The following is a 13218-nucleotide window of genomic DNA, read 5'->3' as shown; positions in this document are numbered from 1 at the left end:
TGCCAATTACAGGTCTTTTTTTAGCAAGTAAATGTGCGACGAATATTCGCGCGTATTCATTGCACTAAAATTAGAGCGAAATCCGATCCAAAAAGCTTTAAGCGGATTCATACTTCCGGTTTTATATTTTTCCGACAATAAGGCTACATAATAGCTATCAAAAGTTAAAGGTTCAACCGCGGTTAAAAACAAGGCTTGCTCTTCAAAAATTTTACGAATGCTTTTTTTAGAAAAATGCCATAAATGACGAGGTACATCATAAGCTGCCCAATATTGTTTGTAATATTTTGCATCAAAAGATTTAAAGTTTGGTACTGCAATAACTAATTTACCTCCGGGTTTTAACAAGCGATACAATTCTGCTATTTGTGCATTTAAATCTGCAACGTGTTCTAAAACGTGCCACATGGTAATAACGTCAAAACTTGCATCAGCTAATTCTTCAGTTGCATCAACCAATTCTACATTTTTATTACATGCTAAAGTTTTAGCTTTTTCATTCGGTTCGTAACCGGTAATTTTCCATCCGGCAGAAGATGCAGCAATTAAAAAATCTCCCGTTCCGCAACCAATATCTAAAACACGCCCTGCTCCTGCATTGGTTTTAGTTATTAGTTTTACTTTGTCAGAATTATTTTTGGTTTTTACAACCTGATACAACTTTTCAAACAAACTGCGTTTACCATCGGTATGCGAAATATAATCTTCGCTTTCGTAATATTTAGGTAAATCGGTTGCATTGGGTTGCGGATCTGTTTTTAAAATATCGTATTCTTCATTGTAAAGTAATTTAAACTTTTGATGAGAAACGCTATAATCTTCAACCTCTAAAAACACATTTTGAGAATCAAAATTCATGGTCATTTTATTTTATATAAGTAAAAAGTCAACAATTTGACGTTGACTTTTTTACTTTTAAATATGTTTCACGTGGAACATTAACGTCCCATATGTACTAATAATATAGAAATATCGGCCGGTGAAACTCCTGAAATTCGAGAAGCTTGTGAAATAGTTACCGGACGAATGCGTTTTAATTTATCTTTTGATTCGAACGAAAGCGATTTGATGTTATCGTAATTAAATGATTCTGGAATACGAATATCTTCTAAGCGCGTAAGCTTATCGGCATTCTGTTTTTCTTTTTCTATGTAGCCCGAATATTTAACTTGAATTTCAGCTTGCTGAATCATTTCTTCATCTAAATCATGTTCTTGAATATATTCGCGAACTTTTTCGAACTTCAACATATCTTCTAACTCAATTTGTGGGCGAGAAAATACTTTATACATACGATCGGTTTGCGTCATTAAGCTCGATCCTTTTGCTTCTAAAATAGGATTTCCTTCCGTAGGTTTAACCGATGTTTCTTTAAAAAACTCAACAAAAGCTTCTGACTTAGATAACTTTTCTTCCATGCGTTTTAAACGGGCATCCGTTGCTAATCCAACCGCATGCGACATAGGCGTTAATCTAAAATCGGCATTGTCTTGGCGCAACAACGTACGATATTCAGCACGAGAAGTAAACATACGGTAAGGTTCTTCCGTTCCTTTAGTAATTAAATCGTCAATTAAAACTCCAATATAAGCTTCATTACGTTTTAAAATAAATTCTTCTCTTTCCTGAACTTTTAATGCCGCGTTTATACCGGCAACAATTCCTTGCGCTGCTGCTTCTTCATAACCGGTAGTTCCGTTAATTTGACCAGCGAAATATAAACCGTCAACCAACTTGGTTTCTAACGTATGTTTTAATTGGGTTGGCGGAAAATAATCGTATTCAATAGCATATCCGGCACGTAAAAATTTTACGTTTTCAAAACCAACAACCGATCGCAAAGCTTTAAACTGCACTTCTTCTGGTAACGAAGTAGAAAAACCGTTTACATAAACTTCAACCGTATTCCAACCTTCGGGTTCAACAAAAATTTGATGGCGATCTTTATCAGCAAATCGATTAATTTTATCTTCGATTGAAGGGCAATAACGCGGTCCGATTGATTTAATTCTACCCGCAAACATAGGCGAACGATCAAATCCGGTACGTAACAAATCATGTACTTCTGGCGATGTGTACGTCATGAAGCAACTTTTTTGTTTAGTTAAAGGTTTAGTAATATCTAAATACGAAAATTTTTGTGGGTTAACATCCCCAGGTTGTTCTTCCATTTTAGATAAATCTAACGAACGAATATCTACACGCGGCGGAGTTCCGGTTTTCATTCGGCCCGATTCAAAACCTAATTTTATTAAATCTTCGGTAATACCAAATGCAGCACCTTCTCCTGCTCTACCTCCTCCAAATTGTTTTTCACCAATATGAATTAAACCATTTAAAAACGTTCCGTTTGTTAAAATAACCGTTTTCGCTTTTATTTCAATTCCTAAGCTGGTACGAATTCCTTGAATGGTTTTACCGTCAGAAATAATTCCCGAAACCATTTCTTGATAAAAATCAAGATTCGGAATTTGTTCTAAGGTTGCACGCCATTCAGCCGAAAACATCATTCGATCCGATTGCACACGTGGTGACCACATAGCAGGACCTTTAGACATATTCAGCATTTTAAATTGTATTGCGGTTTTATCAGAAACAATTCCTGTATAACCACCAAGCGCATCAATTTCGCGTACAATTTGCCCTTTAGCAATACCACCAACAGCAGGATTACACGACATTTGCGCGATGTTTTGTAAAGACATAGTTACCAATAACGTACTACATCCCATATTAGCAGCAGCAGCAGCAGCTTCACAACCGGCATGCCCTGCACCAACTACAATAACATCATATTGATTTTCAAATAAACTCATAATTTTGTTTCACGTGGAACAATCCACATCTAAATAATCTTAAATAATAAAAATCACAAGTGCAAAATAATTCAATAAAACTAATACTGAATAACTTAGGTGATTATTTACAAGCTACAAAGATACTATAAAATGCTTTTTTAACGAATACAAATACTAATATTTTAACATTTACTAAATAAAAAAAATCATCAAGTAAACTTGATGATTTTTAAGTTATTGTTCCACGTGAAACATTGCCATTTTTTCATCTTCTTTGCTTCGCATTAAAGCTTCTTCTTTTTCGGTTTTATCTTTATAACCGCAATAATGCAGAACGCCGTGAGCTAAAACGCGTTTTAATTCTGTTTCAAAAGGAACATCAAAATCAGTAGCATTATCAGCAACACGTTCAAGAGAAATAAAAATATCTCCACTAATTACATCGCCTTCGGTATAATCAAAACTAATAATATCGGTTAACGTATCGTGATCTAAATATTCTACATTTATTTGATGTAGGTACGCATCATCACAAAAAATATATGAAATTTCGCCTAATTCTTTGTTTTCAGATTCAATAATACGCTCAATCCAATCGGTAAAAAGATCTTCATTTTGTAACGTAAAATCGGTTTCGTAATTAAAATATATCATACTATTTAAAATATTCTTTAACTAAATTGTCGTATTTGGGTAGCAAAGGTAAACTATTTTTTTGTAGCATTTCGGTTGTATTAATATAATCTAAAACCGATTGTGGAATGTTTTTTTGCTCGCCCTGCGAAGCTTTTGTATTGGTTGAACTTTGCCTTTTATCATCATCGCCTTGTTGTTTAAACGCTGTTTCTAGCTTCAATAATTCGTGATTTAAGTTTTTAAATTGATTAACCAATTGCTTAGAAAAACCTTGATTCAGTAAATTTTGTTCTAACTTTTTCATCTCGTCTAAAACTTTATCGGAGCCAGCATTACCCGGTTGTTTTTGCAAAGCTTTTTGCACAGCTTCTCGCAAACGTTGTTGTTCTTTATAAATTTCGAGTAAAGCTTCAGATTCTGCTTCATCACCATCTAATCCGTTTTTACAAGATTTTCCGGCTTGTTCGCCTTCTGCCCCATTTTCAGGTTTATTCCCTTTTTCATCACCGGGTTTATCGCCGTTTTTTTCTTTATTATCTAATCCGTCTTGAAACTGTTTTTCTAAACCTTTTTGTTTTTGAATAATATCTGACAACTGCGGATCGCCTTGCCCTGGGCTAGGTTTACCTTTGCCCGAGCTTTGCATTTGCAATTGATTTTGCATGTTAGATAAGGCATCCGATAATAAATCGGCTAAAACATTAGCGTGATTCATTACGTATTGTTGATGTGAAATACCTTTGCCTAAATTATTTTCTACCAAATGATGCAACGCTTGTTCTATGTTATAATGCACTTCGCCCACGTTTTTATTCACCACATCTTGAATACGAATTTGACGGCTGGCTAAAGTATAAAGCGAATCGTCTATAAACTGAAATTGATTTTTAAGCTTTTGCTCTTCTTTCAACAAGCGATTAAAATGAAAAGATTGCGTGCCATTTGCCTTAAACGCTTTCATGGTATTTTCTTGAGAAAAAGAAAAAGTAAGCAAGTTTTTTAAAATCTGGCGCAACATTTTAGCATCTCTTCTTGCAGCTGATCCATTTCAGATTGTTGCATGGCATCTTCTAACTTTTTAGCCATTTCTTTCATTTTTTCGGCTGCCTTTTGTTGGTTTTCTTTAGCTTCTTTATCTTGTTGTTTTTGTAATTTTTCTAAAGCTCTATCCATTTGTTGCGCTGTATCTTCGGCATCCGAATTTAAATTAGGTACATCCATCGGTTTTTTAAGCGCCTTATTCTCGGTATCTAAATCTTGCAATTCCTTTTTTACAGCATCAAAAGCTTTGTTTAATTGTTCTTGTTTATCAGTATCGGTTTGCTTTTCGGTTTGTAGTTTTTCTTGACGAGAAGCTAAATCGGCAATTTTTTTACCCAATTGCTCCGCTTTTTGTTCAACATAAAAACGTTTGGTTTGTTCTACTAATTGTTCTAAACTGCGTTTTTGTTGCTTGCTATTTTGTTTGGCTTGTTCCATAAGTTGCAACAAATCTTCGTTAGTAAGCTTATCGGTATATTTCTGTAATTGTTCGTAAAGCTTTTTATTTAGTTCTTGTTCTTTACGTAAATTTTCTAAACGTTTTTCTAATTCTTTAGCCTTTTCGTTATCGGTTTCATCATTTTTTTCGGCCAATTTTTCGGCAAATTTTTGTGCGGCCGCATCAATTGCTTTTTGATTCTGAAGTTCAGTATCAAAAAAATCTTGTAATTTTTTAATTCCTTTATAATCTAAATCGGTAGTTTGCTTTAAAAGCTGATTTACCTCGGTAGCTTTTTTATCAGCATTTTTAGAATCGGATAAAGATTTTTGCAAAGCATTAATATTATCCATTTGTTGGGTTAAATTATGATCTAGTTTCTGAATTGCATTAAGCTCGTTATGTACAAATCGATTGGATTGCGTAGCTTTAAAATGATTTACAGCATCGTTATCAAGTACCTCAAAATAATACGAATAACTAATTTCTGGTTGCAATTGCAAGCCATCAGGAAAGGCATAAACAAACGAAGTTGCCGTTTTATTTGAAACCGGTAAGTTGTGTAATTTTATTTTTTGTGGATGATTAACATCGTAATAAACCACGCGTAAAGCAGAAATTCCGTAATCATCGCTTGCTTTACCATGAAAAATAATTTTATCTCCAGCAATTGAATCTGGAATTTGTTGCACGGAAAGCTGCGGAAATTGATCTTTAATTACTTCTATTTGATACGAAACTTGCTGATCGTAATGAAACGCATTGTTTTTTGCTACCAATTGGTAAGGTAAAGCTTGTAAAACTTTTTTACTGAATGTAAATTGATTTTGTTTTTTGTTGAAGTTTTGTGAAACCGAATCAGAAATAAATACAAGTTGATCGGTATGATTAGCAGAAATTTCCCACGAAATAACGGAACCTTCGGGAACCAAAACATTGCCAGAATTACTTGTTTTTACAAAATTTTGCCCCACATGCTTAGGCGTAGTAATTTGCAATTGCAAATCTAAAATTGCAGGAACAGGTAGAATTTGTAAAGTAAAACTTTTACTTGTAAACGAATTTGCTTCTAAATAAAAAGGCAAGTTTTGCCCCACCCTATTAAAAGTAAATTTAAAATAACCCGGTTTTATTTTTTCTGCATAATACGATTGATTGTTAAAATTTACCGTAACTGCATCAGGAATTATATTGCCAGTGGTTTTAAAATTTAAAGTAAAATCTTCATTCTCTTTAACAGCCAGATTTGCATTTTCAATTACAAAAACAAATGGCGCAGGTTTTTCAAAAACTTGATCGTATTGTGCTACGCGATGAAAACCTGAAAATAATCCATCAATTTTTCCGCCAATAAAAAATAAAAACAACACCAAAAAAGGAAGAGCTAAAAACGGAACAAACTTTAAATTGCTTTTAAAATTTATAGCTTGCGTAAAAGGTACTGATTTTAAATCGTCGGTTTTTTGCTGAATGGATGCTGCCAACAAATCTGAATTGTTGTTTGCTTGCAATGCATTTAATTGTAAAACATTTTTAAGCTTATCTCCTACTTCATCCGGAAAATGTTTCTGAAGCATTTCTGCAGCTTCTTGATACGAAATACCTTTTGCTATTTTATTTAATTGAAAAAGTGGAATTCCAATAAAATTTACGAACAGCAAAATTTCAATTCCTAAAAAAACAAAAAATAAAATAGCGCGTGTTGTAGTATGTAACCATAAAAAATTTTCTAACAACGAGGTAAAAATAAAATACAACAAACCTATAGCCACAAAAAGCATACAACCTTTTAGTAACTTATTGATATAGAATTTTTTATAAAAAGCATTTAGTTTTAAGTAAATGATTTGAATGGCATCCAACTCGAAAAATTTTAAAAATTAGCTAAAAATTTATTAAAAAATAAAACTACATAAAAATCAAAATAAAGCTTCATCAATCTAATTTTTACTTAAAAATCAGAATAAAAAACATATAAAGTTAATTTTTTATATAAAAATGTGTAAAAAAACAAAAAACAGAATCGCTGAGAATCGCATATTTTTTTAAAAAGCAAATACATTATCGAATATCCGAGTCGTAACAATGAAAAAACGCAAGTTTTAAATTTTATAAAGTCAAATATTGCGTTTTTAAGCTTTAAAAAAACACAAACGAGCACAACTTAAAAAATGATTTAAAAGGCTTTTAAATCGATTAAAATTAAGAGCAAATACTATTTATGAACTTTAAAATAAAAAGCACTTGTTTATTTTTTCATATTCAGCAGCTCACTAAAATATTTTTCAAATATTAAAATCTGGAGCAGGTAATTTACTTGCTTGTAGCTTGCGTATTTAAAAGTAATACAATCAAAGTTACAAATACGAAACGTATGCGTTTTATTTTTTTTACAAACTTCTTATCAACATTGTATTTATTTATTATTTAGAAATTAAAAATTTTAAAAAAACATTATAACAATACTAATGCCTGTTAATAGCTTGTATAACTTTTAATTATTATATTTTTTTATTAAGTAAATTTATGATTTTAACGAGTTATGAACAGATAATAAACATAATAAATACTTGATAATCAAATAATAGATTATATTTATCAACAGTTGTTAATAATTCTAATGAATCAGAAAATGTTTACATTTTAACGTTCATAAAGCTGTGCATAAAGCATCAATTTGTCGTGAATTACTTTCAAATACATTTTTATAACTATTGTTCAAATTCAATATTTCATTCTGCTTGTAATTTATTTGTTGCAAAGCAAATTTATGTTTCATTTTCCTTCGTTTTCTTTTCAACAAAATTGTTGATATTGTAAGCTATTGATTATCAAAGGAATGTTAAAGCATTATTAACAACTCCATTTTTCACTCCTTATTCGTTGTTAGTTGTAAACATTTTTTGTGCATAAGCATGTTATCAATGTACTTGATTGTTTCATTTATAAGTACTTATCTATTTTTTATTTTTGTTGATAACGTTGCTTACTATTTTTTAAAAACTGAAAATAAATTTGCCTTGGATTGAAGTTTATTTTAAAAATGAAGTTTGAGCTTCCTGCATTTTTTTAATAGCTGTTTAGATTTAAAAAATAATTTTACTAGAAGATTAAAATAAGATTTCGCTCGTTTTATTTTTAAGATAAACGAGTAACATAAATAAAAAAAAACGCCAACCTTAAGCTTGGCGTTTTTGCTTTTATTCTTTGCTCATGTTTATAAAATGAGCCATATTTTTAATTAAATTATCGTGTTTTTTAACAAACGGATTGTCGTCATTCCAAACATATCCGGCCAAAACAGCACAAATTTTAGCTTTTACATCAGGATCTTCGGGTTGATGAAAAAATAAAGTTTGCAAATTACCTGTGTACCATTCTTTAACGTACGTGGTAAAAACTTTTATTCCTTTTTCCATATGCGCGGCATAATCTTGCTCCCAATTTACATTTTCACCTTGCAATTGTTTGTACGCTAATTTAGCAGCTAATAAGCCCGATTCGGTGGCAAAACAAACGCCAGACGAAAAAACCGGATCTAAAAATTCGGCACTATTTCCGGTTAAAACAAACCCATCACCGTACATTTTATGTACGGCTTTAGAATAGTTTTTTAAATGTTTAGGTTCAAAAATAAACGGTAAACCACCAAAACGTTTTTTATAAAAATCAGATGCATTTATAGCATTGGTTAATTTTTCTTGTAATGAATCGTTTGTTGATAATTGCTCAATATAAGTTGTTGGTGCAACAATGCCCACGCTGGTATTTCCGTTAGAAAAAGGAATAACCCACAACCAAACTTCACGCTCAATAATATCAAACGAAATCTGAATTCCTTCTTGCCCTGCCGGACGATTTACATCGTGAATGTGCGTAAAAATTGCCGAATGTGGGCTTAATTGTGATGGCGTATCCAGCGCTAATAAGCGCGGTAAAACACGACCATAACCGCTACAATCTATAATAAATTTGGCTTGTATTTGTGATTGATTTCCGTTTTTATCCTGAATCGTAGTTACAGATTTTCCGTTGGTAAAAACCACATCAATTACTTCTGTTTCAAAACGTAAATCCACGCCTTTAGCCTGTAAATCTTCGGTTAAAGCCAAATCAAAATCGGCTCTTGGCACTTGCCACGTCCAATCCCAACCTTTACCAAATTTTTTACTAAAGTCAAAAATGCAAATTTCATTACCTCTAATAAACCGAGCACCTAGTTTTTTTTCAAATCCTTTTTGCATCAAATTATCTAACAAACCGGCTTCTTCAAAATGATCCATAGATCGGGGTAATAAACTTTCGCCTACTACAATTCTCGGAAACTTGGTTTTTTCTACCACAATTGCAGTACTTCCCATCTTTTGTAAATACGCTGCTGCAACGCTACCAGAAGGTCCTGCGCCAATAATAAGGATATCAGTATTTTCAACTATTTTCATACCGGATTATTATTAAAAAAAGATTAAATTTGCTCGAAATTTTATCTGATAAAATTAATCGATTTTTAAGAGAACCACAAAAAAATTATAGATACTAAAACCAGTATAAAATGCAAAGCATAAAAGCCTACTTATCTTTAAGTGATTTTAAATCAATTGTTTTTGGAAAAGAGCAAATAATCTTAGATTCTGAAGTTTATCAGCGCATTACAGCAAGTTATGAATTTCTAAAACAATTCTCGAGCGATAAAATTATTTATGGCGTAAACACGGGCTTTGGACCAATGGCGCAATACCGCATCAAACAAGAAGATCAGATTCAGTTGCAATACAACCTAATTCGTAGCCATTGTGCCGGAATTGGAGATGTTTTACAACCAGAAATGATTAAATCGGCGGTTTTAGCTCGATTAAATACCTTGTCATTAGGTAAATCTGGGGTTAATCCAACGGTTATAAATTTAATGCAAGAATTTATTAATCGTGATATTTATCCAGTTGTTTATGCGCACGGAAGCGTTGGTGCAAGTGGTGATTTGGTTCAGTTAGCACACGTTGCTTTGGCTTTAATTGGCGAAGGTGAAGTAATTTATAAAGGAGAAATTAAACCCACGAAAGAAGTTTTTGAGATTGAAGGTTTAGAACCGATGAAGATTGAAATTCGAGAAGGGCTTTCTATTTTAAACGGAACTTCGGTAATGACCGGCGTTGGGGTTGTAAACCACGAAATGGCAAGTAAATTATTGCATTGGTCGGTTTCATTTTCGTCTGCAATTAACGAAATTGTTAAGGCGCACGACGACCATTTTTCGGCAACTTTAAATAATGCAAAATTGCACGAAGGGCAACAAAAAATTGCTGAAATGATGCGCACGCATTTACAAGACAGCCAATTAATTAAAAAACGCGATGTCGATTTTTACTCGGGCAACAATCAAGAAGAAATTTTTAAAGATAAAGTTCAAGAATATTATTCTATTCGTTGTGTACCTCAAATTTTAGGTCCGGTTTTAGAAACTTTAAACAATGTTGGTAATGTTTTAGAACGTGAAATTAACTCGGCTAATGATAATCCGATTGTTTCTATAGAAGAGCAAAACGTATTTCATGGAGGAAACTTTCACGGCGATTACATTTCGTTAGAAATGGATAAATTAAAGCTGGTTATTACCCGCTTAACTATGTTGGCAGAACGTCAATTAAATTACTTGTTAAACAGCAAGATAAACGAAATTTTACCTCCGTTTGTAAACATGGGTAAACTTGGTTTTAACTTTGGTATGCAAGGTGCGCAATTTACAGCAACTTCTACCACGGCAGAAAATCAAACCTTATCAACTTCTATGTACGTGCATAGTATTCCGAATAATAATGACAATCAAGATATTGTGAGCATGGGTACCAATGCAGCGGTTATTACAAATAAAGTAATAACTAATGCTTTCGAGGTTTTAGCAATTCAGGCTATTACCATTATGCAAGCTATTGATATTTTAGAGCAAAAAGATCAGGTTAGCTCGGAAACGCGTAAAATATATAACCAAATTAGACAAATTCTACCTGCTTTTAGTGATGATGCTATTTTGTATCCATCAATTAAAAAAGTAAAAGAATTTTTAATGAAATAATTCTGCCTTTATGAAATGTGCATTAGTTACTGGTGGTTCTCGCGGTATTGGCCGTGCCATTTGCGTACAATTGGCGCAAGAAACAGATTATCATATTTTAATTAATTACCAAGGCAACCAACAAGCTGCTGAAGAAACTTTAGCTTTAGTTAAGGCGCAAGGAAAAACAGCCGAAATTTTAAAATTTAATGTGGCTGATAAAGTAGCTGTTGATGCTGTTTTAGGCGCTTGGCAAACTGAAAACCCTGATGCGGTAGTAGAAGTGCTTGTAAATAATGCTGGTATTACACGTGATGGATTATTTATGTGGATGGAACCTAACGATTGGAATCAGGTTATGGATACGTCGGTAAACGGTTTTTACAACGTAACTTCATTTTTTATGCAAAAAATGTTGCGCAACCGTTTTGGCCGAATTGTTAATATGGTTTCGGTTTCTGGTGTTAAAGGAACGCCTGGTCAGGTAAATTATTCCGCTGCAAAAGCTGCAATAATTGGAGCAACCAAAGCTTTAGCGCAAGAAGTTGCTAAACGTAAAATTACCGTTAATGCCGTTGCTCCTGGTTTTATTAAAAGCGATATGACGGCAGAACTAGATGAAACCGAATTAATTAAAAACATTCCAGCCAATCGTTTTGGTGAAGCACAAGAAGTTGCAGATTTGGTATGCTTTTTGGTTTCTAAAAAGGCAAGTTATATTACCGGCGAAGTAATTAACATTAACGGCGGAATTTATTCGTAATCAATTCATTACTATGGATCGCAGAGTGGTTATTACCGGCATGGGCATTTATTCGTGCATTGGTACAAATTTAAACGAAGTAAAGCAATCGCTTTTTGAGGGCAAATCGGGTATTGTAATAGATCCCGATCGCATCGACTTTGGTTTTAAATCGCCATTAACTGGGCGCGTACCTAAACCCGATTTAAAAGCACAATTAAACCGCCGCCAACGCATTAGCATGGGCGAAGAATCTGAATATGCGTATGTTGCAACTTTGGAGGCTTTGGCTAATGCAAAGATTGACGAATCGTATTTTGAAACTAACGAAGTAGGTATTTTATACGGTAATGATAGCGTTTCTCAAGCGGTAATAGAATCTATTGATATTGTGCGTGAAAAGCACGATACGCAACTTATTGGTTCGGGAGCAATTTTTAAATCTATGAATTCTACCGTAACCATGAATTTAGCAACCTTATTTAAATTGCGTGGTATAAACATGACCATTTCGGCAGCTTGTGCATCAGGTTCGCATGCTATTGGTTTGGCTTATATGTACATAAAACAAGGCTTACAAGACATGATTATTTGTGGTGGTGCACAAGAAATTAATAAATACGCCATGGCAAGTTTTGATGGTTTAGGTGTTTTTGCATCTGAAACCGAAAATCCTGAAAAGGCTTCTCGCCCTTTTGATGCCAATCGTACAGGATTAGTTCCTTCTGGCGGTGGTGCAACTTTAATTTTAGAAAGTTATGAATCGGCAGTAAAACGCGGTGCACCAATTATTGCCGAGGTTTTAGGTTACGGATTTTCATCTAACGGAGGTCACATTTCTACCCCAAATGTAGATGGACCTGCTCTTGCCATGCAGCGCGCCTTAAACCAAGCGCAATTAAGCCCGAATGAGGTGCAATATATTAATGCGCACGCAACCTCAACCCCAATTGGCGATTGTAACGAAGCAAAAGCTATTTTTGAAGTTTTTGGTAACCAACCTTACGTTAGTTCTACCAAATCTATGACAGGGCACGAATGTTGGATGGCTGGTGCATCAGAAATTATTTATTCTACTTTAATGATGCAACATAATTTTATTGCACCAACCATTAATTTAGATAATCCAGATGCCGATTCTAAAAAGCTAAATTTAGTTTCTGCTACTATAGAAAAAGAATTTGAAGTATATTTGTCGAATTCTTTTGGATTTGGAGGTACAAATTCGGCATTAATAGTTAAGAAATTTTTAGAATAAATGAATAGAAGTGAGATAATTTCTCAATTAAATCAAATTTTGATTGATGAATTTGAGGTTGATGAAGATGTTATTGTGGAGGATGCAAACTTAAAAGAATCGTTAGATTTAGATAGCTTAGATTATGTAGATTTAGTGGTTTTAATAGAATCTAACTTTGGAGTTAAATTGGTTGAAAGCGATTTTAAAACCATGGTTACGTTTCAAGATTTTTATTCCATAGTAACAAATAAAATAGCAATTAAAAATTAATAC

The 13218-nt window shown here is 33.1% G+C and carries 10 protein-coding genes; 4 read left to right on the top strand and 6 right to left on the bottom strand.

Features of this window, described 5'->3' with window-relative positions; translation table 11 throughout:
• Nucleotides 1–6: 6 nt before the first annotated feature.
• From K5I29_RS11070 to K5I29_RS11045, 6 genes are all read right to left on the bottom strand, one after another.
• Nucleotides 7–858 carry a class I SAM-dependent methyltransferase gene (locus K5I29_RS11070; protein ID WP_264433349.1) on the bottom strand — a complete coding sequence of 284 codons (852 nt, stop codon included), beginning with the start codon at nt 856–858 and terminating at the stop codon, nt 7–9.
• 80 nt (nt 859–938) lie between these two features.
• Nucleotides 939–2816, bottom strand: coding sequence for a tRNA uridine-5-carboxymethylaminomethyl(34) synthesis enzyme MnmG (gene mnmG, locus K5I29_RS11065; protein WP_264433347.1), 1878 nt, complete (start codon nt 2814–2816; stop codon nt 939–941).
• 216 nt (nt 2817–3032) lie between these two features.
• Nucleotides 3033–3452 (bottom strand): rRNA maturation RNase YbeY, encoded by a 420-nt coding sequence (gene ybeY / locus K5I29_RS11060; RefSeq protein WP_264433346.1) that lies wholly within the window; start codon nt 3450–3452, stop codon nt 3033–3035.
• Nucleotide 3453: 1 nt separating this feature from the next.
• Complete coding sequence (locus K5I29_RS11055) at nt 3454–4395, bottom strand: hypothetical protein (RefSeq protein ID WP_264433344.1); 942 nt, start codon at nt 4393–4395, stop codon at nt 3454–3456.
• 38 nt (nt 4396–4433) lie between these two features.
• The gene (locus K5I29_RS11050; RefSeq protein WP_264433343.1) at nt 4434–6776 is read right to left on the bottom strand and encodes a DUF4175 family protein; all 2343 of its coding nucleotides are present in this window, start codon (nt 6774–6776) and stop codon (nt 4434–4436) included.
• A 1338-nt stretch (nt 6777–8114) separates the two neighbouring features.
• On the bottom strand, nt 8115–9356 hold the full coding sequence (locus K5I29_RS11045; protein WP_264433341.1) for an NAD(P)/FAD-dependent oxidoreductase: 1242 nt from the start codon (nt 9354–9356) through the stop codon (nt 8115–8117).
• Between the two features lie 110 nt (nt 9357–9466).
• Here K5I29_RS11045 and K5I29_RS11040 point away from each other — a divergent pair, with 110 nt between their 5' ends.
• Genes K5I29_RS11040 through K5I29_RS11025 form a run of 4 tightly spaced genes read left to right on the top strand, consistent with a single transcriptional unit; the run spans nt 9467 to nt 13215 of the window.
• On the top strand, nt 9467–10984 hold the full coding sequence (locus K5I29_RS11040; RefSeq protein ID WP_264433339.1) for an HAL/PAL/TAL family ammonia-lyase: 1518 nt from the start codon (nt 9467–9469) through the stop codon (nt 10982–10984).
• A 10-nt stretch (nt 10985–10994) separates the two neighbouring features.
• Complete coding sequence (gene fabG, locus K5I29_RS11035) at nt 10995–11726, top strand: 3-oxoacyl-ACP reductase FabG (RefSeq protein WP_264433336.1); 732 nt, start codon at nt 10995–10997, stop codon at nt 11724–11726.
• A gap of 13 nt (nt 11727–11739) precedes the next feature.
• Nucleotides 11740–12963 carry a beta-ketoacyl-[acyl-carrier-protein] synthase family protein gene (locus tag K5I29_RS11030; protein WP_264433335.1) on the top strand — a complete coding sequence of 408 codons (1224 nt, stop codon included), beginning with the start codon at nt 11740–11742 and terminating at the stop codon, nt 12961–12963.
• Nucleotides 12964–13215 carry a phosphopantetheine-binding protein gene (locus K5I29_RS11025; RefSeq protein ID WP_264433333.1) on the top strand — a complete coding sequence of 84 codons (252 nt, stop codon included), beginning with the start codon at nt 12964–12966 and terminating at the stop codon, nt 13213–13215.
• The last annotated feature ends 3 nt before the right edge of the window (nt 13216–13218 follow it).

It is taken from the genome of Flavobacterium agricola (assembly GCF_025919725.1).
GTDB classification, from domain to species: Bacteria; Bacteroidota; Bacteroidia; order Flavobacteriales; family Flavobacteriaceae; genus Flavobacterium; species Flavobacterium agricola.
Note: the sequence above shows the minus strand (reverse complement) of the source record. Positions and strands in the feature narration are given on the sequence as shown.